Here is a 21,380-nt window from a genome sequence, read left to right on the forward strand (position 1 = left end):
CCCCGGGGGCCTACTTGCGGGCGCCTTCGCCTGCCTCGTTGTCCGCGGCGGCCTCGGCCGACTGCTGCTTCGGGATCTCCACGACCTCGGAGGCGGCCTCGGCCTTGTCGGCGCCATCGACGTCGATGCGGGCAGCCGCGTCGCCACCGCCATCGACGTCCTCATCGACCTCGACGTCGGTGTCGGCGCCGGCATCGGCGTCGATCCCGGCACGGATCTCCGCGGCCTCCGTCTCCGTCTCCGCCTTCGCCTCCGTCACCTCGTCGTCCTCCGACGCCACGACGGCCCCGGTCTCCTCCGACGAGGCCTCGACCACATCCTTCTTCTTACGGCGAAACACTGCAAAAACGCCCATATTCACTCCATAGCGTACTCGGATGGGAGGGGCTCGGCGGTGATCGACGGCCGGAACCTCGCAACAGGCAACGAAGCCGGATGGGGGTCGTCACGTAGCTCGTTCGGGGACGGGCCGGGAGGTTTGCGAGACTGGTGCGGTGAGAAGCGCAGCTCCCGCCCCGCGGGTCATCGCCGTAGTCGGTCCCACTGCGGCCGGAAAGTCCGATCTGGGTGTATTCCTGGCCCAGCAGCTCGGCGGCGAGGTCGTCAACGCCGACTCGATGCAGCTCTACCGGGGGATGGACATCGGGACCGCCAAACTGACGCTGGAGGAACGGGACGGCGTCCCGCACCACCTCCTCGACATCTGGGACGTGACCGAGGCCGCCAGCGTCGCCGAGTACCAGCGACTGGCCCGCGCCGAGATCGACCGACTGCTCGCGGCCGGCCGCACCCCCGTCCTCGTCGGCGGTTCCGGCCTGTACGTACGAGGGGCCGTCGACGCCCTGGAGTTCCCCGGCACCGACCCCGCCGTCCGGGCCCGGCTGGAAGCCGAGCTGGAGGAGCGCGGCTCGGGCGTCCTGCACGCCCGACTCGCCGAGGCCGACCCCGAGGCGGCCCGCGCGATCCTGCCCAGCAACGGACGCCGCATCGTCCGCGCGCTCGAAGTCATCGAGATCACGGGCAAGCCCTTCACCGCCAACCTGCCCGGACACGACTCCGTCTACGACACCGTCCAGATCGGCGTCGACGTGGGCCGCCCCGAGCTGGACGAGCGGATCGCCGCGCGCGTGGACCGGATGTGGGAGGCCGGCCTCGTCGACGAGGTGCGCACCCTGGAGGCGCGGGGCCTGCGCGAGGGCCGCACCGCCGCCCGCGCCCTCGGCTATCAGCAGGTCCTCGCCGCGCTGGCGGGGGAGTGCACCGAGGACGAGGCGCGCGCCGAGACCGTACGCGCCACCAAGCGCTTCGCCCGTCGCCAGGACTCCTGGTTCCGCCGCGACCCGCGCGTCCACTGGCTCAGCGGAGCCGTTGATCATCGCGGGGAACTCCCGCGAGAGGCGCTGTCGTTGGTCGAACGAGCGGTTACAGCCTGATCACGTGATGGCATCGGGACGCCCTGCCCGTCAGTCAGGCGGTCAGGAGCGTGCCATCATCGAGCATCGATCGACCAAGTGGAGTCCGAGTGGGGAGGGCGCGTGGCGATGGAGGCCGGCCCTCGCGACAGAGAACAGCAGGAAGCGGTCCTGGGCGACTCGACGGGCGATGCCCCGGTCGGGGCCCCGGGCCTGACACCGGACGGTCCTGACGACGCGGAAGGCACCGCCGTCGAGGTGGACGCCGTCGAGGTGGAGGTCGAGCTCAGGCCGCAGCGGCGCCTGCGGATCTGGCAGCTCGCCCCGATCGTCGGCCTCGCCGCCGTCGGCTCCCTGATGTTCGCGTTCCCGCTCGCCTTCGGTTCGGGTGACGGCGGCGCCGTCCTCGCCATGCTCGGACTGCTCATCAGTTCCTGCGCGGCGGGCTGGGGCATGATGGCCGCCCGCAAGGTCGGTTACACCTGGCCCGGCCTTCCGCAGCGCGGCTCGGGCGAGCGCCCCGACTGGCGTGTCCTCGCCCTGTACGTGGCGACGATCGCCGTCCTGGTCGCCCTGGCCGTCTGGCGCGTCGCCCGCCTCCGCTGAGCGCGGCCCAGGCCCCGACGGACCCCGGCCGCCCTGTGGACGGCCGCGCCGGCTGTCGGACCCGCCCCGTACAGTTGATCTCGTGACCAGCACGCAGACCTCGCCGCTCCCCTTCCTCAAGGGCCACGGCACCGAGAACGACTTCGTGATCGTCCCCGACGCGGACAACGCCGTCGAGCTGAGCCCGGCCTCCGTCGCCCGGCTCTGCGACCGACGGGCCGGCATCGGCGGGGACGGGCTGCTGCACGTCGTGCGCAGCGCCGCCCACCCCGAGGCGCGGCACCTGGCCGACGAGGCCGAGTGGTTCATGGACTACCGGAACGCCGACGGCTCGGTCGCCGAGATGTGCGGCAACGGGGTCCGGGTCTTCGCCCGCTACCTCCAGCACGCCGGGCACGTCACCGCGGGCGAGGTCGACGTCGCCACCCGCGGCGGGGTCAAGCGCGTCCACCTCGACAAGGACGGTTCCGTCACCGTCTCCATGGGCCGCGCGGTCCTGTCCGAGGCCGGGGTCACCGTCACCGTCGACGGCCGCAGCTGGCCCGCGCGGAACGTGAACATGGGCAATCCGCACGCGGTCGCCTTCGTCGAGGACCTCGGCCACGCGGGCAACCTCCTCACGGAGCCGCCCTACGAGCCCGCCGCGGTCTACCCGGACGGGGTGAACATCGAGTTCGTCGCCGACCGCGGCCCCCGGCACGTCGCCATGCGGGTCCACGAGCGCGGCGCCGCCGAGACCCGCTCCTGCGGCACGGGCGCGTGCGCCGTCGCCGTCGCCACGGCCCGCCGCGACGGCGCCGACCCGACCGCGAGCGGCACCCCCGTCACGTACACCGTCGACGTCCTCGGCGGGACCCTCGTCATCACCGAGCACCCCGACGGCGAGATCGAGATGACCGGACCCGCCGTCATCGTCGCCGAGGGCACCATCGACCCGGCGTGGCTGTCCGTTCCCGCGGGAATCCAGGGAATCGAAACAGTCAACGACTGATTTGTCGCTCGAATGGGTGATCCGATTCACGCTGAGCGAGAGCGTGACTGCGCCACGTGGTGGGGTCGGTAGCATCAAGCACCGGCCCCCAGGGCACGCCTGGCCCGCCCACCGCCGGTCGACGTTGCCGGAGGTGCCCCATGAGCGCAGAGGCCACCAACCCTGTGAGCGCGGCCGACGCCGCCGTCACCGACACGACCGTCCGCAGACGCGGACGCGCCCGGATCGACCTGCGCCGCCTCGGCCGCGCCGCCCTGCTGGGCGCCACCGCGGGACCGGCCCCCCGTGACCGGCTGCCCGACGCCATCAGCCATGTCGCCGAGGCGCACCGGGCCCACCACCCCGAGGCCGACCTCGCGGTGCTGCGCCGGGCCTACGTCCTCGCCGAGTCCTCGCACCGCGGCCAGTTCCGCAAGAGCGGCGAGCCGTACATCACGCACCCGCTCGCCGTCACGCTCATCCTCGCCGAACTCGGCGCGGAGACCACCACCCTGACCGCCTCGCTCCTCCACGACACCGTCGAGGACACCGAGGTGACGCTCGACCAGGTGCGCCGGGAGTTCGGCGACGAGGTCGCCTACCTCGTCGACGGCGTCACCAAGGTGGAGAAGATCGACTACGGCGCCGCCGCCGAACCCGAGACCTTCCGCAAGATGCTCGTCGCCACCGGCAACGACGTCCGGGTCATGTCGATCAAACTCGCCGACCGTCTCCACAACATGCGCACCCTCGGCGTGATGCGGCCCGAGAAACAGGCCAGGATCGCCAAGGTCACCCGGGACTTCCTCATCCCCCTCGCCGAACGGCTCGGGGTCCAAGCCCTCAAGACCGAGCTGGAGGACCTCGTCTTCGCGATCCTCCATCCCGAGGAGTACGAGAACACCCGCGCCCTCATCGCCGAGAACTCCCACGCGGGAGACGCCCTCGACGCCGTGGCCGAACAGGTCGGCGCCGTCCTCCGCGAGGCCGGCATCGGCGCCGAGGTCCTCGTCCGGCCCCGGCACTTCGTCTCCGTGCACCGCGTCCGCCTCAAGCGCGGCGAGCTGCGCGGCTGCGACTTCGGGCGGCTCCTCGTCCTCGTCGCCGAGGACGCCGACTGCTACGGGGTCCTCGGCGAGCTCCACACCTGCTTCACCCCGGTGATCTCCGAGTTCAAGGACTTCATCGCGGCCCCCAAGTTCAACCTGTACCAGTCCCTGCACACCGCGATCGCCGCCCCCGACGGGGCCGTGGCCGAGATCCTCATCAGGACCCACCGGATGCACACGGTCGCCGAGGCCGGAGTCGTCGCCCTCGGCAGTCCGTACACGGGCCAGGAACCGGACACCGGTCCCACGCCGCCCCCGGGGCCGCCCGTCCACGTCCCCACCCCCGACCCGCAGGCCGAGGACGGCGAGCGCGTCGACCCCACCCGCCCCGGCTGGCTCTCCCGGCTCCTCGACTGGCAGCAGTCCGCCCCCGATCCCGACACCTTCTGGAGCTCGCTCCGCGCCCACCTCGCCGAGGACGACGAGATCACCGTCTTCAGCGCCGACGGCAGCGCCCCCGGCACGATCAGCCTGCCCACCGGAGCCAGCTGTGTCGACGCCGCCTACGCCCAGCACGGCGAGGCCGCCCACGGCTGCCTCGGCGCGCGGGTCAACGGCCGCCTCGCCCCCCTGAGCACCGTCCTCGGCGACGGGGACACCGTCCAGCTGCTGCTCGCCCAGGACACCGTGTCCGGGCCCTCTCCCGAGTGGCTCGACCACGCCCGTACCGCCGCCGCGCGGATCGCGATCACCGGCTGGCTCCAGGCCCACCCCGAAGCGGCCGCGGCCCCCGCCGACGCCGGTCCCCGGCCCCAGGTCAACGTCCCCGCCGACCGGCGGTCCGGCGCCGTGCTCCACGCCGACCTGGAGGGCGAGCCGCCCGCCGCCGTCCGCCCCGCCGGCTGCTGCACCCCCGTACCGCCCGACGAGATCACCGGATTCCGCGTCCGCGGCGGCTCGGTCACCGTCCACCGGGCCGCCTGCGCGGCCGTCGAGACCATGCGTGGGGTGGGCCGCGAGCCCGTCACCGTCCGCTGGGGCGACACCGCACAGTGCCGGGTCACCCTCGTCGCCGAGTCCTTCGGCAGGCCGCGCCTCCTCGCCGACCTCACCGAGGCCATCGCCACCGCCGGGGCGGCCGTCGTCTCCGCGACCGTCGAGCCGCCCAGCGAACAGCGCGTCCGCCACACGTACACCCTCCACCTCCCCGACGCGGCCGGGCTCCCCGCCCTGATGCGGGCCATGCGGGACGTACCGGGGGTGTACGACGTGAACCGCCAGCAGGACAGGGCACGGCACGGCGTGAACCGACGCGACCCGACATGACCCCTTCGGGTGGCGGGCGAGCGCGCCGCCCGGAGGAGCGGGGAAACCCCTGGTAGCCGTAGGGCCAGTCCTCCGGAAAGGCCTGGCCCATGCCGCTCGTCCGAAACCCCCTGCCCCGCGCGCGGTGGCTGCGCGCAGCCGTCCTCGTCGCCGCCTCGACCGGGCTCGTCGCCGCCGCGCTGCCCGCACCGGCGCCGCTCGGCATCGGCGACCCGCTCTTCCCGCACCTCGGCAACCCCGGCTACGACGTCCTCGCGTACGACCTCGACCTCACCTACCCGGGGGTCAACACGAAGCCGCTCGCCGCCGTGACCCGGATCGACGCCCTCGCCACCGAGGACCTGGAGCGGCTCAACCTCGACTTCACCCACGGGACCGTCTCCGCCGTCACCGTCGACGACCTGCCGGCCTCGTACACGAGCAGCGGCGAGGACCTGATCATCACCCCCGCCGTGCCGATCGACGCCGGCGAACCCGTCGAGATCACCGTCACGCACACCAGCGACCCCACCGGCCCCGCCGACACCGGCGGCTGGGTCCGGACCGGCGACGGCCTCGCCATGGCCAACCAGGCGGACGCCGCCCACCGCGTCTTCCCCTCCAACGACCACCCCGCCGACAAGGCGTACTTCACCTTCCGGATCACCGCCCCCCGCGCGCTCACCGCCGTCGCCAACGGCCTGCCCGCCGGCCGCGTCGACCACGGCGCCACCACCACCTGGACGTACCGCACGCGCCACCCCATGGCCACGGAACTCGCCCAGGTCTCCATCGGCAGCTCCACCGTCGTGCACCGGAGCGGCCCCGGCGGCCTGCCCGTACGGGACGTGGTGCGGACCGCCGACCGGGAGCTGATGGAGCCCTGGCTCCGCAAGACCCCCGGCCAGCTGGAGTGGATGGAGCGGCAGGTCGGCCCGTACCCCTTCGAGACGTACGGCGTGCTCGTCGCCGACGCCGAAACGGGCTTCGAGCTGGAGACGCAGACCCTCTCCCTCTTCGAGCGGGGCCTGTTCACGGAGCCCGGCTACCCGGAGTGGTACGTCGACTCGATCATGGTGCACGAGCTGGCCCACCAGTGGTTCGGCGACAGCGTCTCGCCCCGCACCTGGTCCGACCTCTGGCTCAACGAGGGACACGCGAGCTGGTACGAGGCGCTGTACGCGGAGGAGAAGGCCGGCAGATCCCTGGAGAAGCGCATGAAGGCGGCCTACGCGGCCTCCGACGAGTGGCGGGCCGCCGGCGGCCCGCCCGCAGCGCCCGAGCCGCCCTCGCCCGGCCACAAGATCAGCCTCTTCAGGCCCGTCGTCTACGACGGCAGCGCCCTCGTCCTCTACGCCCTCCGGCAGGAGATCGGCACCGAGGCCTTCCAGCGCCTGGAGCGCCGCTGGGTCGCGGACCACCGGGACTCCACCGCCACGACCGCCGACTTCACGGCCCTGGCCGGCGAGATCGCGGGACGGGACCTCACCGCCTTCTTCCGCGACTGGCTGTACGCGGCGAAGACCCCGCCCATGCCCGGGCACCCCGACTGGCGCACCCGCCCGCCCGAGGCCGCCGGGACCGCGCCGAAACCCGGGTGACGGGCCCCGCCGGGCCGTGCCACCATCATCAGGTCGGCGACGCGGCCGGAACCGGGAATCTTCCGGCGCCGTCACGCGTTGCGACGGATACAGAACCAGCTTCGTCGCTGTCAGGCGACGTCATTCGACGTAAGGACCCAATGACCTCCTCTTCTTCCCCTTCCCAGGACGAGCAGCGCTTCGCGGAGACGAACCGTACCGAGAGCCTTCGGGCCGATGCCCTGATGGAAGAGGACGTCGCCTGGAGCCACGAGATCGACGGAGAGCGGGACGGCGAGCAGTTCGACCGCTCCGAGCGCGCGGCCCTGCGGCGCGTCGCCGGCCTCTCCACCGAGCTCGAGGACGTCACCGAGGTCGAGTACCGCCAGCTGCGCCTGGAGCGCGTCGTGCTGGTCGGCGTCTGGACCTCGGGGACCGTGCAGGACGCGGAGAACTCCCTGGCGGAGCTCGCGGCCCTCGCCGAGACGGCGGGCGCCCTCGTGCTCGACGGCGTGATCCAGCGCCGTGACAAGCCGGACCCGGCGACCTTCATCGGCTCCGGCAAGGCGCGCGAACTGCGCGACATCGTGGTCGAGACCGGCGCCGACACCGTCGTCTGCGACGGCGAACTCGGCCCCGGCCAGCTCATCGCCCTCGAAGACGTCGTCAAGGTGAAGGTGGTCGACCGGACCGCCCTCATCCTCGACATCTTCGCCCAGCACGCCAAGTCCCGAGAGGGCAAGGCACAGGTCGCACTCGCGCAGATGCAGTACATGCTGCCGCGACTGCGAGGCTGGGGTCAGTCGCTGTCCCGTCAGATGGGTGGCGGCGGCGGTGGCGGCATGGCCACCCGCGGTCCCGGTGAGACCAAGATCGAGACCGACCGGCGCCGCATCCGCGAGAAGATGGCGAAGATGCGCCGGGAGATCGCGGAGATGAAGACCGGCCGCGACATCAAGCGGCAGGAGCGCCGCCGCAACAAGGTGCCGTCGGTCGCGATCGCCGGCTACACCAACGCGGGCAAGTCCTCCCTGCTCAACCGCCTCACCGGCGCGGGCGTCCTCGTGGAGAACGCCCTGTTCGCCACCCTCGACCCGACCGTGCGCCGGGCCGAGACGCCCACCGGCCGGGTCTACACCCTGGCCGACACCGTCGGCTTCGTCCGGCACCTGCCGCACCACCTGGTCGAGGCGTTCCGCTCCACCATGGAGGAGGTCGGGGACTCCGACCTCATCCTGCACGTGGTGGACGGCTCCCACCCGGCTCCGGAGGAGCAGCTGGCCGCCGTGCGCGAGGTCTTCCGGGACGTCGGCGCGGTGAACGTCAAGGAGATCGTCGTCGTCAACAAGGCGGACGCGGCGGACCCGCTGGTCCTCCAGCGCCTGCTGCGGATGGAGAAGCACTCCATCGCGGTCTCGGCCCGTTCGGGCCAGGGCATCGAGCAGCTGCTCGCGCTCATCGACGCCGAACTGCCGCGCCCCGAGGTCGAGCTCGAAGCCCTCGTGCCGTACACGCAGGGCGGCCTCGTCTCGCGGGTGCACGCCGAGGGTGAGGTGCAGTCCGAGGAGCACACCCCGGAGGGCACCCTGCTCAAGGCCCGGGTGCACGAGGAGCTGGCGGCGATGCTCGCGCCGTACGTTCCCGCCGCGCACTGAGCCACGGCACGACCACGGAGGGCGCTGTCCTCCTCCCGTTCGGGGGAGGAGGACAGCGCCCTCTGTCGTGATGCGGTGCGGTGCCCTGTGATCGCTCGGATCAGCGGGCGAACTTCTTGCTGACCATCTCGTGGGCCGCCTTGGCCCCCTTGCCCAGCTGCGGTCCGGCGAGCCAGCCGTTGCTGCCGGCCGGGCCGATCGACGTGTTCGACACCAGCGCCGTCTTCCCGTTCGGCAGCGCACGGAACCAGCCCCCGCCCGAGGAACCGGCCGTCATCGTGCAGCCGATCCGGTACATCGTCGGCGTGGCCGGGGCCGTGGTGAGCCGCGTCGCGCGGTCGAGGCACTTGTGCATGATCAGCCCGTTGTACGGCGGTGCCTGCGGGTAGCCCCAGGCACCCATCGTCCCGGCCTGCGCGGCCGTCGGCGCGGAGAAGTCGACCGGCAGCGCGGCACCGACGGTCTCCTCCAGCGACTTGCGGCCCCGCTCGGGCTGCACGTGCAGCACGGCGTAGTCGTACGGCCAGGCCTGGCTCGTACCGCCGCGCTGGATCCACTCGCCCGAGGCCACCGCCCAGTCGGCCCAGTACTGGCCGTACGGCGCGATCTCGTGCGGCTGCGCGTTGCGCAGGGCGGCGGGCGACTTGCCGAGGTCGTTGTAGGCCGGCACGAAGGTGATGTTGCGGTACCAGCCGCCGCGCTTGCCCGCGTGGACGCAGTGCCCGGCCGTCCAGACCATGTTGGACTTCCCGGGCCGGCGCGGGTCCTTCACTATGGTGCCGGAACAGACCATGTGACCCTCGGGCGAGTCGAAGAAGATCTTCCCGACCGGGGCCGCGTTGCGGTGGTACGGCGTCTTCTCGCGCTGCGCCTTGACGGGCCGGGGCGTCGGATCGGTGCCGCCCGTGCCGGCCTGCGCGGTGATCGTCTGGTCAGGGCTCTTCGCCGACTGCATACGCGTCGGGTCCCAGAGGCCGTCGATCACCGGATTGACGAAGTCCTCGGCCTCACGGAGCCAGGTCGCCTCGTCCCAGTTCTTCCACTCGCCGTCCTTCCACTTGTCCAGGTCGACGCCGTGCTTCTTGAGCTTGTCGGCGAGGTCCTTGGCGAGGTCGTCGCCGGCGCCGTCGGCGGCGGGCGCGGAGCTGCTCGCCCCCGTGGCCGGCTTGTCGGCCGCCGGGGTCTCGGTGGGGCCGCAGGCCGTGGCGGTCAGCGCGAGCGCCGCGGCCAGGCCGAGGACGGCCGGTGTGAGTCGTACAGAACGCATGATGTGCATTCCCCCTGTGATGAGTTCCGCGTCCGGGACGTGGGCCGCCGACCGGACATGGGTGGAGGCGGGACCCGCGGGCCCCGCCTCCGTGCCGTGTCTACTGCCCGGCGTACTTCTTGCTGACCTCGTCGAAGATGGCCTTGGCCTCGGGTCCGAGACGCGGACCCGCGAGCCAGCCGGCCGTCGACGGGCCGATCGAGGTGTTCGACACCAGCGCCGGCTTGCCGTCACTGCCCTCGGCCACCCAGCCACCGCCGGACGAACCACCGGTCATGGTGCAGCCGATCCGGTACATCGTCGGCTGCTCCGCCTTCAGCGACAGCCGGCCCGGCTTGTCCTGGCACTGGAACATCTTCTGGCCGTCGAACGGCGGCGCCGCCGGGTAACCGGTCGCCGTCAGGCTCGCGACCTTCGGCACGGCAGGCGCGTTGAACTCCACCGGGAGGGCCGAACCGACCGTCTCCTCCAGCGACTTGCCCGAACCGCCCTTCTCCGGGGTCACCTGGATGACCGCGAAGTCGTACGGGGCTCCGGCGCCGCCCGTGGACGCGCCCTGGGCGATCCACTGGTCGGAGGTCTTGACCCAGTCCGCCCACCACACGCCGTACGGCGCGATCTGCTCCCGCGTCGCCTTCTCCAGCTCGGAGGTCGGCAGCGCGGAGTCGTTGTACGAGGGCACGAAGGCGATGTTGCGGTACCAGCCGCCCTGCTTGCCCTTGTGTACGCAGTGCCCGGCCGTCCAGACCAGGTTGGACTTGCCCGGGTGGGCCGGGTCCTGCACCACGGTGGCCGAGCAGACCAGCGAGCCCTCGGGGCCGTCGAAGAAGACCTTCCCGGCCTCGGGCGCGTTGCCGTGGTACTTGGGGGCGACGGCCTTCGCCTTCACCGCGGCGGGAGTCGGGTCGGTGACACCCTCGTCACCCGAGATGTCCTCCTCCTCGACCGGCTTGTCGGGGCGCTCGGCCTCCCGCATCCGGTCCGGGTCCCAGAGGTCCTCGATGATCGGATTGACGAAGTCCTTGGCCTCACGGAGCCACGTGTCGCGGTCCCAGTTCTTCCACTCGCCGTCGCGCCACTTGTCGAGGTCGATCCCGTGTTCCTTCAGGCGGTCCTTCAGGTCCTCCGGAATCTGGATCTTGTCGGCCGGGTTCTGGCTCGCGGGCGCGCTGGGCTTGTCTCCCGCGTTCTCCTCGCTCGGGCCGCAGGCCGTCGCGGTGAGCGTCAGCGCCGCGACGGCGGAAGCCGCCATCAGCAGCGGGCGAATCGATCGCATCTCGTGATCCCCCTGGGACTACATCAATGTGTGCATGGGTGAACGATGGCCGCGTCCTCGCGGACGGCGACCGGCGGCCCCCCACTATGCCGGTGCCGGAGGGGACGGTACCTGCCCCGCCGCCGGTTCCGAATGCCGTTCAGCCGTTGCCGTGCCGTGATCCGGGACACGCCAAGTTCTTGTCACCCGGCCCGTGATCCCCGGCAGTTCCCGTCGTTGGTACGTACGGGGGACACAACGGCGGCGTTCAGGACGGCCCTTGCGGCGGCTCCGCGACGTCCCGATGTGCAACGCAACCGTTACAGCGGGAGGACACCGAGCCGTGGCCGTGACCGAATCAGCTCCTGCCGTCGCACCGGCCGCGCAGGTGCGGAGCCCGACGGGCGACGCGACGGACCCAGGGGCCGGGTACGAGGCGATCCTGCGCCGCCAGTCGCAGCGCGAGTCCGCCGCCCGCACCTACGCCCGGTCCCTGCCGATCGTCCCCGTGCGGGCCCGCGGCCTGACCATCGAGGGTGCGGACGGCCGCCGTTACCTGGACTGCCTCTCCGGTGCCGGGACCCTCGCGCTGGGACACAACCACCCCGTGGTCCTGGAGGCGATCAGGAAGGTCCTCGACTCGGGCGCACCGCTCCACGTCCTCGACCTCGCCACCCCCCTCAAGGACGCCTTCACCTCAGAGTTGTTCGCCACCCTGCCGGGCGAACTCGCCGACAACGCCCGCATCCAGTTCTGCGGACCGGCCGGCACGGACGCCGTCGAAGCGGCCCTCAAACTCGTCCGCACCGCCACCGGCCGCGACGGACTCCTCGCCTTCACCGGCGCCTACCATGGCATGACGGCCGGAGCCCTCTCCGCCTCCGGCGGAGCGACCGACGTCCGCGTGACCCGGCTGCCCTACCCGCAGCACTACCGCTGCCCCTTCGGCGTCGGCGGCGACCGCGGCGCCGAACTCGCCGCCCGCTGGACCGAGAACCTCCTCGACGACCCCAAGAGCGGCGTCACCACCCCCGCCGGAATGATCGTCGAGGCCGTCCAGGGCGAAGGCGGGGTCATCCCCGCCCCCGACGACTGGATGCGCCGGATGCGCCGGATCACCGCCGACCGCTCCGTCCCGCTCGTCGTCGACGAGGTCCAGACCGGCGTCGGCCGCACCGGCGCGTTCTGGGCCGTCGAACACAGCGGTGTCGTGCCCGACGTGATGGTCCTCTCCAAGGCCATCGGCGGCTCCCTCCCGCTCGCCGTCATCGTCTACAGGTCCGAGCTCGACGCCTGGGAACCCGGCGCCCACGCCGGCACGTTCCGCGGCAACCAGCTCGCCATGGCCGCCGGAACGGCCACCCTCGCGTACGTCCGCGAGAACAAGCTCGCCGAACGGGCCGGCATTCTCGGCGCCCGCATCCTCGGCCGACTCCAGGGCCTCGCCGCCGCCCACCCCTGCGTCGGCGACGTCCGAGGCCGCGGCCTGATGATCGGCGTCGAACTCGTCGACCCCGACGCGGCCGGCCCGGACGACCCGGCCCCGCCCGCCGCCCCCGCCCTGGCCCTCGCCGTCCGGCGGGAGTGCCTCGCCCGCGGACTCATCGTCGAACTCGGCGGCCGCCACTCCGCGGTGGTCCGGCTCCTGCCCCCGCTCACCCTCACCGACGAACAGGCCACCGCGGTCCTCGACCGCTTCGCCGACGCCCTGGCCGCGGCCGAACGGGCCCACACCCCCACGACGGGCGCACCCCGGACCACCCCCGGACTGTCCCACTGACCCCGGACCCGCCCCCGGCCCCACCCCAAGGAAGCCCCGTGAACGCCACCCCCACCTCCCCGGCGACCGAGACCGCAGCGCCCCTCGCCGTCGAGGAGCCCACCGTCCCGCGCCAACACGTCGGACCGTACGACCCACGGCCGCCCCGCCCGGCCGCCGCCGGAGCCACCGCGCCCGACCCCCTGGACGACCCCGACCCCCAGCGCGCCGCCGACGTGGCGACCATCGAGAGCCTGCTCCGCTGCTGGGTCCGGGAGAAGAACCTGCCAGCCCCCGACTCCACCACCCTGCGCGTCCCCCTCGACGCCAGCGGCACCGCCCTCCTCGTCCCCGTCCGCTACTGGTCGGCCACCGGCTGGCACCGCTTCGGCGCCCCCTCCCTCGAAGGCCTCCCGGCCTCCGTCCCGACCGTCGACGCCGTCACCGTCGCCGCCCTGCTCAGCCGCGAGACCGGCCGCCCCGAGGGCACCGAACTCGTCGGCCGGGTCGCCGACTCCGCCCGGCGCACCGCCGACTTCCTCACCGAACGCCGCCTCAGCCCCCACCCCCATCCGGACGCCGACCTCTTCCTCGCCGCCGAACAGTCCCTCCTGCTCGGCCACCCCCTGCACCCCACGCCCAAGAGCCGCGAAGGACTCTCCGAGGCCGAGGCACGGCTCTACTCACCCGAACTCCACGGCTCCTTCCCCCTCCACTGGGTCGCCGTCGACCCCAACGTCCTGGCCGCCGACTCCGCCTGGACCGAGCAGGGCCGCCACGTCACCGCGGAACAGCTCACCGCCGGCCTCGCCGAGGGGCTCACCCTCCCCGCCGGCACCGCACCACTGCCCCTGCACCCCTGGCAGGCCCGCGAGCTCCTGCACCGCCCCGAGGTCCGCGAGCTCCTCGACGCAGGCCTCCTCCACGACCTCGGCCTCCACGGCAGCCCCTGGCACCCCACCTCCTCCGTCCGCACCGTCCACCGCCCCGGCGCACGGGCGATGCTCAAGCTCTCCCTCGGCCTGCGCATCACCAACTCCCGCCGCGAGAACCTCCGCAAGGAACTCCACCGCGGCGTCGAGGTCCACCGGCTCCTGCGCACCGGCCTCGTCGACGAATGGCAGGCGGCCCACCCCGGCTTCGACATCATCCGCGACCCCGCCTGGCTCGCCGTGGACACGGCGGACGGCACGCCCGTCCCCGGACTCGACGTCATGATCCGCCACAACCCCTTCGGGCCCGGCGACGACGCCGTCTGCATCGCCTCCCTCACCACCCCCCGCCCCTGGCCCGGGGCCACCACCATGCGCTCCCGGCTCGCCGACGTCATCGGCCGGCTCTCCACCCGCACCGGCCGCCCCACCACGGCCGTCGCCGCCGAGTGGTTCCTGCGCTACCTCGACCAGGTCGTCCGGCCCATCCTCTGGCTCGACGGACACGCCGGCATCGCCCTGGAGGCCCACCAACAGAACACCCTGGTGCTCCTGGACCCCGAAGGCTGGCCCGTCGGCGGCCGCTACCGCGACAACCAGGGCTACTACTTCCGCGAGTCACACCGCGGCGAGCTGGAGACCCGGCTGCCCGGCATCGGCGCCCACAGCGACACCTTCGTCTCCGACCAGGTCACCGACGAGCGCTTCGCCTACTACCTCGGCATCAACAACGTCCTCGGTCTGATCGGCGCCTTCGGCGCCCAGCACCTCGCCGACGAGCGCGTCCTGCTCGCCGCCCTCCGCAGCTTCCTCACCTCCGCCACGAGCCTGGGCTCACCCCTTCCGCACCGGCTCCTGGAGGCCGCGACCCTGCGCAGCAAGGCCAACCTCCTCACCCGCCTGCACGGCCTCGACGAGCTCGTCGGGCCGGTCGACACCCAGTCCGTCTACGTCACCGTCACCAACCCCCTCCGCACCTGAACCCGCAGCCGGAGCACCCACGCCCCGAGCGCACCGCCGAGAGGAGAGCGACACCGTGCCACCCACCAGACCCCCGGTAGGACCGCCCTGGGACGACACCCTCGACCTGAGGGTCGACGACCTCGTCGCCCTCCTCGCCGCCGGAGCCCCGTCATCCGCCCGGTCACATGGCCCGTCGCCCGCCCCGGGCGGCGGCCCCTCCGGCGGAGACCTCCTCGACTCCGTCGCCGACTGGGACCCGACCACCACCCGCTTCGGCGCCTTCCAGCTCCTCCCCGTCCGCCTCGACCGCGACCTGCCACTCCTCACCCGGTGGATGAACGACCCCGCGGTCGCCGCCTTCTGGGAGCTCGCCGGCCCCGAGACCGTGACCGCCGAGCACCTCCGCGCCCAGCTCCAGGGCGACGGCCGGAGCGTCCCCTGCCTCGGCGTCCTCGACGACGTGCCCATGAGCTACTTCGAGATCTACCGCGCCGATCTCGACCCGCTCGCCCGGCACTACCCGGCCCGCCCCCACGACACCGGTATCCATCTCCTCGTCGGAGGCGTCACCGACCGCGGCCGGGGCGTCGGCACCGCCCTCCTGCACGCCGTCGCCGAGCTCGTCCTCGACCACCGCCCCCGATGCACCCGAGTCGTCGCCGAACCCGACATCCGCAACACCCCCTCCGTCTCGGCCTTCCTCGGCGCCGGCTTCCGCTACGCGGCGGAAGTCGACCTCCCCGACAAACGAGCCGCGCTCATGATCCGCGAACGCTCCCTGCGTCACGCTCTGTGAACACCCCTCTGCCTTACATACACCGCTCGACCCACAGCGGTTCCCACCCCGAGGAGTCCTCGTGTCGACGTCCCCTGCACCCCACGACTCCGAACAGCCCGCCACGCCCCTCGCCACCACGCCGGAACCCGAGCTGCTCGCGCCCCCCGAGCTGACCTCCGCCACCTGGACCCGGGTCTCCTCCCGCCTTCTCGCCAAAGCACTCGCCGAGTTCGCCTACGAGGAGATCGTCGAACCCGTCCCGGCCGACGACGGCGAGCCCGACCACCACGCGCTCCGGCTCGACGACGGCACCACGCTCACCTTCCGTGCCCGCCGCGGCGCCTACGGCGCCTGGCGGGTCGCCGCCGACTCGATCGCCCACGAGGGCCGCCCCATGACGGACCCCCTCGACTTCCTGGTCCGCGCCCGGAGCCTCCTCCGGCTCGACGGCGCCACCCTCGGCCATCTCATCCGCGAACTCTCCGCCACCCTCGCCGCCGACGCCCGCCTCGACCGCTCGGCGCTCCCCGCCGACCGGCTCGCCGAGCTCTCCTACGCCGAACTCGAAGGCCACCAGACCGGCCACCCCTGGCTCGTCCTCAACAAGGGCCGCATCGGATTCTCCGCCACCGACGCCGCCCGCTGGGCCCCCGAGGCACGCCGCGCCACCCGACTGCCATGGATCGCCGTCAGCAACCGCATCGCCGCCTACCGGGGCGTCGCCGGCCTCGAAACCCCCGACCGCCTCTACGACCAGGAACTGGACCCCGAGGTCCACGCCGCCTTCCGCGCCGAACTCACCGCCCGCGGCCACGAACCCGACGGCTACCTCCTGCTGCCCGTCCACCCCTGGCAGTGGGACGAGGTCCTGCTCCCGCTCTACGCCCCGGCCGTGGCCGCCGGCACCGTCGTCCCGCTCTCCGCCGACGGCGACCTCCGGCTGCCCCAGCAGTCCGTCCGTACGTTCCTCAACACCAGCCGCCCCGACAGGCGCACCGTCAAACTCCCGCTGTCGGTCCTCAACACCCTCGTCTGGCGCGGGCTGCCCACCGAACGGACCGTCGCCGCCCCCGCCGTGACCGCCTGGGTCCACGGGCTGCGCGACGGCGACGCGTTCCTGCGGGACGAGTGCGGAGTGATCCTCCTCGGCGAGGTCGCGTCCGTCACCGTCGAGCACCCCCTCTACGACCGACTGCCCGAAGTCCCGTACCAGTACAAGGAACTCCTCGGCGCGATCTGGCGCGAGCCGCTCCGACTGCCCCCCGGCGAGCGCGCCCGCACCCTCGCCTCGCTGCTCCACACCGACCCGAACGGGCGGGCCTTCGTCGCGGAGCTCGTCGAGCGGTCCGGACTCGCCCCCGCCGTCTGGCTCCGGCACCTCTTCGGCGCCCTGCTGCCCCCGCTGCTGCACTTCCTCTACCGGTACGGCACGGTCTTCTCGCCGCACGGCGAGAACGCGATCGTCGTCTACGACGACGAGGACGTGCCCGTACGTCTGGCGATCAAGGACTTCGTCGACGACGTGAACATCAGCGCCCAGCCCCTTCCCGAGCACGACACGATGCCGGCCGACGTCCGCTCGGTGCTGCTCACCGAGGAACCCGACTTCCTCATCCAGTTCATCCATTCGGGGCTCTTCGTCGGCGTCTTCCGGTATCTGGCACCGCTCTGCGAGGAACAACTCGGCGTCCCCGAGACGGAATTCTGGGCCCTCGTCCGCGCGGAGATCCTGCGCCACCAAGCACGCTTCCCCGAGCTGAAGGAACGGTTCGAGCTCTTCGACCTCCTCACGCCCCGGATCGAGCGGCTCTGCCTCAACCGCAACCGTCTGCACCTGGACGGCTACCGCGACCGGCCCGAGCGCCCGCACGCGGCCGTCCACGGGACCGTCCCCAACCCGCTCGCGTGAGGCGTGCGTGTGACCGGGCTGTCAGTGTCGCCCCGTAGGCTGGAAGCGCTATGACGAAGCCATCCCTCCCCGACCTCCTCCACGCCGCCGTCTCCGCCGTCGGCGGCACGGAGCGCCCCGGCCAGGTCGCCATGGCCGAGGCCGTGGCCGAGGCCATCGACGACAATTCCCACCTCCTCGTCCAGGCCGGAACCGGCACGGGCAAGTCGCTCGGCTACCTCGTGCCGGCGCTGGCCCAGGGGGAGCGGGTCGTGGTCGCCACCGCCACCCTGGCGCTCCAGCGCCAGCTCGTCGAGCGCGACCTTCCCCGGACGGTCGACGCGCTGCATCCGCAGCTGCGCCGCCGCCCGCAGTTCGCCATGCTCAAGGGCCGGTCGAACTACCTCTGCCTGCACCGGCTCCACGAAGGCGTCCCGCAGGACGAGGAGGACGGCCTCTTCGACCCCTTCGAGGCGGCCGCGCCCACCAGCAAGCTGGGCCAGGACCTGCTGCGCCTCCGCGACTGGTCCGACGAGACCGAGACCGGCGACCGGGACGACCTGACCCCGGGCGTCTCCGACAAGGCCTGGGCCCAGGTCTCGGTCTCCTCCCGGGAGTGCCTGGGCGCGAGCAAGTGCGCGTACGGGGCGGAGTGCTTCGCCGAGGCGGCCCGCGAGCGCGCCAAGCTCGCCGATGTCGTCGTCACCAACCACGCGCTGCTCGCCATCGACGCCATCGAGGGCGCCCCGGTGCTCCCGCAGCACGAGGTGCTGATCGTCGACGAGGCCCATGAGCTGGTCTCCCGGGTCACCGGTGTCGCCACCGGCGAGCTCACCCCCGGCCAGGTCAACCGCGCCGTGCGCCGGTCCGCGAAGCTCGTCGACGAGAAGGTCGCCGACCAGTTGCAGACCGCCGCCGAGGGCTTCGAGCGGGTCATGGAGCTCGCGCTGCCGGGCCGCCTGGAGGCGATCCCGGAGGACCTCGCCTACGCGCTGATGGCGCTGCGCGACGCGGCCCGCGCCGTGATCACGGCCCTGGGATCGACCCGGGACCGGTCCGTGCAGGACGAGGACGCCGTCCGCAAGCAAGCCATGGCCTCCGTGGAGACCGTGCACGGCGTGGCGGAGCGGATCACCCAGGGCTCGGAGTGGGACGTCGTCTGGTACGAGAGGCACGACCGCTTCGGTGCCTCCCTGCGGGTCGCGCCGCTGACTGTCTCCGGTCTCCTCCGGGAGAAGCTCTTCACGGAGCGGTCCGTGGTCCTGGCCTCGGCCACCCTCAAGCTCGGCGGCGACTTCAACGGGGTCGGGGCCTCGCTCGGCCTCGCTCCCGAGGGCACCACGGGGGACGATCTGCCCGTCTGGAAGGGCCTCGACGTCGGCTCCCCGTTCGACTATCCGAAACAGGGCATCCTGTACGTCGCCAAACACCTGTCCCGCCCCGCGCGGGACGGCGAGCGGGGCGACATGCTCGACGAGCTCGCCGAGCTGATGGAAGCCGCCGGCGGCCGCACGCTCGGCCTGTTCTCCTCGATGCGGGCGGCGCAGCAGGCGGCGGAGGAGCTGCGGAGCAGGAATCCGGAGCTGCCGATCCTGCTCCAGGGCGAGGACACCCTCGGTGAGCTGATCAAGAACTTCGCCGCCGACCCGAAGACCTGCCTCTTCGGCACGCTGTCGCTCTGGCAGGGCGTGGACGTTCCGGGTGCCAGCTGCCAGCTGGTGGTCATGGACAAGATCCCGTTCCCGCGGCCGGACGACCCGCTGATGAGCGCGCGCCAGAAGGCGGTAGAGGAGGCCGGGGGCAACGGCTTCATGGCGGTCGCGGCCACGCACGCGGCTCTGTTGATGGCCCAGGGCGCCGGTCGGCTCGTCCGGGCGACGGGCGACCGGGGTGTCGTCGCGGTGCTCGACCCCCGACTGGCCACGGCGCGGTACGGCAGCTACCTCAAGGCCTCGCTGCCCGACTTCTGGTACACCACGGACCGCAACCAGGTGCGGAAGTCGCTGGCGGCGATCGACGCGGCGTCGAAGGCGGCGGCGAGCGACTGATTCCCTGCCGTGCGTTTCCACGCACGGCAGGGCCCCGGGACCGGCGCAGTGGGTCCCGGGGCCCGGTCAGAGCCGGCGGTGAGCGTCACACCCGCCGGAGCACCGCCACGACCTTGCCGAGGATGGTGGCCTCGTCGCCGGGGATGGGCTGGTACGCCGCGTTGTGCGGGAGGAGCCAGACGTGCCCGTCCTCGCGCTTGAAGCGCTTCACGGTGGCCTCGCCGTCGAGCATGGCGGCGACGATGTCGCCGTTCTCCGCGACGGGCTGGCGGCGGACGGTGACCCAGTCGCCGTCACAGATGGCGGCCTCGATCATCGAGTCGCCGACGACCTTCAGGACGAACAGCTCGCCGTCGCCGACCAGCTGCCGGGGCAGCGGGAAGACGTCCTCGACGGACTCCTCGGCCAGGATCGGCCCACCGGCCGCGATCCGGCCGACGAGGGGGACGTACGACGCGGCGGGCTTGCCCGTGGTGTCCGTCGGCTGCGTGCTCGGCTGGTCCGAGCCGCGCACCTCGTACGCCCGGGGGCGGTGCGGGTCACGGCGGAGGAAGCCCTTGCGCTCCAGCGCCATGAGCTGGTGAGCCACCGACGACGTGCTGGACAGCCCCACGGCCTGGCCGATCTCGCGCATCGACGGCGGGTAGCCGCGCCGCTGGACCGAGTCGCGGATGACCTCGATCACCCGGCGCTGCCGGTCGGTGAGGCCGGAGCTGTCGGCCCTGATGCCTGGAGGTCGCCCGGGAAGGGCTCGGGCGGGGCGCCCGGGCTCCTCGCCGTTCATGGCTGCGTCATTCATGGCATGCACCGGCTCGAGTCGGCCCTGGGAGCGGTCCTGGGCGGTGATGGTGGCACTGTCTGCGGTGGTGGTCACGTCGTCGGCCCCTCTCGAATTTGTCTCCCTGGCTGGCACAACGGTAGTGGCTTTCGAAAGGTTGCGCCAAACACACGTTCGAGTGAAAATTCGCAGATTGCCTTACGTGGGCATGTGTAGGGGTGTATGAGTACCGTCACTCCGCAGTGCCCCGCGAACCCAATTCGGTCATTACGGTAGCCTTCGCCGCTGGGCCGCGGGCATCGGGTGTGCCCTCCCAGTGTCGCACCCGGGAGGCCGGAAGTGCGGGAGCGGGCGATCCGCGACACGCGCAAGGGGCGGAATCGCCCCTAACCCAAGATCTAGTGGTTGGATGACACCGACCGCCCAGGGGTAGTGGTCCCCGGTCTGCTGGGGGCGTCCACATCGCCTATGCTGGAGGTCGCTTCGCAGGGTCTTGACGGCCGGGCGAGGCTCATCAGTCGTGCCGTGAGGGAGGGTCGGAAGCCATGCACTGCCCCTTCTGCAGGCACCCCGACAGCCGTGTCGTCGACAGTCGCACCACCGACGACGGGACGTCGATCCGACGCCGCCGTCAGTGCCCCGACTGCTCCCGCCGTTTCACCACGGTGGAGACGTGTTCGCTCATGGTGGTGAAGCGGTCCGGTGTCACCGAGCCCTTCAGCCGTACCAAGGTCATCTCGGGCGTGCGCAAGGCGTGCCAGGGGCGACCGGTCACCGAGGACGCCCTCGCCAAGCTCGGCCAGCGGGTCGAGGAGGCGGTGCGCGCCACCGGGAGCGCCGAGCTGACCACTCATGACGTGGGTCTGGCCATCCTCGGTCCCTTGCAGGAGCTCGACCTCGTCGCGTACCTGCGCTTCGCGTCCGTGTACAAGGCCTTCGACAGCCTCGAAGACTTCGAGACCGCCATCGCGGACCTCCGTGAGCGGTCTCCCGCTGAGAACCGCGGGACCGGTGCGACCCCTGAGGTCCCCGTTCCCGCCACCGCCGCCGACTGATCGGCGGTCCGGGCCGACCACGGCCCGGCGATCGGCCGCCGAGCGGCCCGACAGATGTGCCCCGGGTGACCTGTGCGGTC

Annotated in this window: 16 protein-coding genes; 12 read left to right on the forward strand and 4 right to left on the reverse strand. The window is 72.4% G+C overall.

All coding sequences use genetic code 11. The features are described 5' to 3' along the window. Window positions 1–10: 10 nt before the first annotated feature. Window positions 11–316, reverse strand: a complete 306-nt coding sequence (locus ACFWWU_RS23070) for a hypothetical protein (protein ID WP_384147707.1) — start codon at window positions 314–316, stop codon at window positions 11–13. A 178-nt stretch (window positions 317–494) separates the two neighbouring features. Here ACFWWU_RS23070 and miaA point away from each other — a divergent pair, with 178 nt between their 5' ends. From miaA to hflX, 6 genes are all read left to right on the forward strand, one after another. Further along, window positions 495–1,433, forward strand: a complete 939-nt coding sequence (gene miaA / locus ACFWWU_RS23075; RefSeq protein WP_384147708.1) for a tRNA (adenosine(37)-N6)-dimethylallyltransferase MiaA — start codon at window positions 495–497, stop codon at window positions 1,431–1,433. Between the two features lie 108 nt (window positions 1,434–1,541). Further along, entirely contained in the window at window positions 1,542–2,018 is a 477-nt protein-coding gene (locus ACFWWU_RS23080; RefSeq protein WP_384147818.1) for a hypothetical protein, read from the forward strand. Window positions 2,019–2,100: 82 nt separating this feature from the next. Continuing rightward, complete coding sequence (gene dapF / locus ACFWWU_RS23085) at window positions 2,101–3,009, forward strand: diaminopimelate epimerase (protein WP_384147709.1); 909 nt, start codon at window positions 2,101–2,103, stop codon at window positions 3,007–3,009. A gap of 140 nt (window positions 3,010–3,149) precedes the next feature. Continuing rightward, entirely contained in the window at window positions 3,150–5,363 is a 2,214-nt protein-coding gene (locus ACFWWU_RS23090) for a RelA/SpoT family protein (protein ID WP_384147710.1), read from the forward strand. Between the two features lie 89 nt (window positions 5,364–5,452). Further along, window positions 5,453–6,943: a M1 family metallopeptidase gene (locus ACFWWU_RS23095; RefSeq protein ID WP_384147711.1), complete on the forward strand. Its 1,491-nt coding sequence runs from the start codon at window positions 5,453–5,455 to the stop codon at window positions 6,941–6,943. 140 nt (window positions 6,944–7,083) lie between these two features. Further along, window positions 7,084–8,577 (forward strand): GTPase HflX, encoded by a 1,494-nt coding sequence (hflX, locus tag ACFWWU_RS23100; protein ID WP_384147712.1) that lies wholly within the window; start codon window positions 7,084–7,086, stop codon window positions 8,575–8,577. 100 nt (window positions 8,578–8,677) lie between these two features. Here the strand turns inward: hflX and ACFWWU_RS23105 are convergent, their stop codons facing one another. Next, window positions 8,678–9,844: a trypsin-like serine peptidase gene (locus ACFWWU_RS23105; protein ID WP_384147713.1), complete on the reverse strand. Its 1,167-nt coding sequence runs from the start codon at window positions 9,842–9,844 to the stop codon at window positions 8,678–8,680. A gap of 100 nt (window positions 9,845–9,944) precedes the next feature. Next, window positions 9,945–11,120 (reverse strand): trypsin-like serine peptidase, encoded by a 1,176-nt coding sequence (locus tag ACFWWU_RS23110; RefSeq protein ID WP_384147714.1) that lies wholly within the window; start codon window positions 11,118–11,120, stop codon window positions 9,945–9,947. A gap of 322 nt (window positions 11,121–11,442) precedes the next feature. Here ACFWWU_RS23110 and ACFWWU_RS23115 point away from each other — a divergent pair, with 322 nt between their 5' ends. The 5 genes from ACFWWU_RS23115 (at window position 11,443) to ACFWWU_RS23135 (ending at window position 19,467) form a co-directional block, all read left to right on the forward strand. Continuing rightward, the gene (locus ACFWWU_RS23115; protein ID WP_384147715.1) at window positions 11,443–12,879 is read left to right on the forward strand and encodes a diaminobutyrate--2-oxoglutarate transaminase family protein; all 1,437 of its coding nucleotides are present in this window, start codon (window positions 11,443–11,445) and stop codon (window positions 12,877–12,879) included. A 38-nt stretch (window positions 12,880–12,917) separates the two neighbouring features. Further along, window positions 12,918–14,771, forward strand: coding sequence for an IucA/IucC family protein (locus ACFWWU_RS23120; RefSeq protein WP_384147716.1), 1,854 nt, complete (start codon window positions 12,918–12,920; stop codon window positions 14,769–14,771). 55 nt (window positions 14,772–14,826) lie between these two features. Continuing rightward, window positions 14,827–15,549 (forward strand): GNAT family N-acetyltransferase, encoded by a 723-nt coding sequence (locus tag ACFWWU_RS23125; RefSeq protein WP_384147717.1) that lies wholly within the window; start codon window positions 14,827–14,829, stop codon window positions 15,547–15,549. Between the two features lie 61 nt (window positions 15,550–15,610). Continuing rightward, entirely contained in the window at window positions 15,611–17,440 is a 1,830-nt protein-coding gene (locus ACFWWU_RS23130; RefSeq protein ID WP_384147718.1) for an IucA/IucC family protein, read from the forward strand. A gap of 50 nt (window positions 17,441–17,490) precedes the next feature. Then, window positions 17,491–19,467 (forward strand): ATP-dependent DNA helicase, encoded by a 1,977-nt coding sequence (locus tag ACFWWU_RS23135; protein ID WP_384147719.1) that lies wholly within the window; start codon window positions 17,491–17,493, stop codon window positions 19,465–19,467. Window positions 19,468–19,552: 85 nt separating this feature from the next. Here ACFWWU_RS23135 and lexA read toward each other — a convergent pair whose 3' ends face one another. Next, window positions 19,553–20,341, reverse strand: coding sequence for a transcriptional repressor LexA (gene lexA / locus ACFWWU_RS23140; protein ID WP_024754934.1), 789 nt, complete (start codon window positions 20,339–20,341; stop codon window positions 19,553–19,555). A gap of 449 nt (window positions 20,342–20,790) precedes the next feature. Between lexA and nrdR the strand changes: the two genes are divergently transcribed. Further along, on the forward strand, window positions 20,791–21,300 hold the full coding sequence (gene nrdR, locus ACFWWU_RS23145; RefSeq protein ID WP_384147720.1) for a transcriptional regulator NrdR: 510 nt from the start codon (window positions 20,791–20,793) through the stop codon (window positions 21,298–21,300). Window positions 21,301–21,380 lie beyond the last annotated feature (80 nt).

The sequence above is a fragment of the Streptomyces sp. NPDC058650 genome (genome assembly GCF_042717315.1).
Lineage (GTDB): Bacteria > Actinomycetota > Actinomycetes > Streptomycetales > Streptomycetaceae > Streptomyces.

Coding starts and splice junctions, on each gene's coding strand:
- ACFWWU_RS23080 (WP_384147818.1), top strand. CDS start 1,542: ATGGAGGCCGGCCCTCGCGACAGAGAACAGCAGGAAGCGGTCCTGGGC.
- ACFWWU_RS23090 (WP_384147710.1), top strand. CDS start 3,150: ATGAGCGCAGAGGCCACCAACCCTGTGAGCGCGGCCGACGCCGCCGTC.
- ACFWWU_RS23095 (WP_384147711.1), top strand. CDS start 5,453: ATGCCGCTCGTCCGAAACCCCCTGCCCCGCGCGCGGTGGCTGCGCGCA.
- hflX (WP_384147712.1), top strand. CDS start 7,084: ATGACCTCCTCTTCTTCCCCTTCCCAGGACGAGCAGCGCTTCGCGGAG.
- ACFWWU_RS23105 (WP_384147713.1), bottom strand. CDS start 9,844: ATGCGTTCTGTACGACTCACACCGGCCGTCCTCGGCCTGGCCGCGGCG.
- ACFWWU_RS23110 (WP_384147714.1), bottom strand. CDS start 11,120: ATGCGATCGATTCGCCCGCTGCTGATGGCGGCTTCCGCCGTCGCGGCG.
- ACFWWU_RS23135 (WP_384147719.1), top strand. CDS start 17,491: ATGACGAAGCCATCCCTCCCCGACCTCCTCCACGCCGCCGTCTCCGCC.
- nrdR (WP_384147720.1), top strand. CDS start 20,791: ATGCACTGCCCCTTCTGCAGGCACCCCGACAGCCGTGTCGTCGACAGT.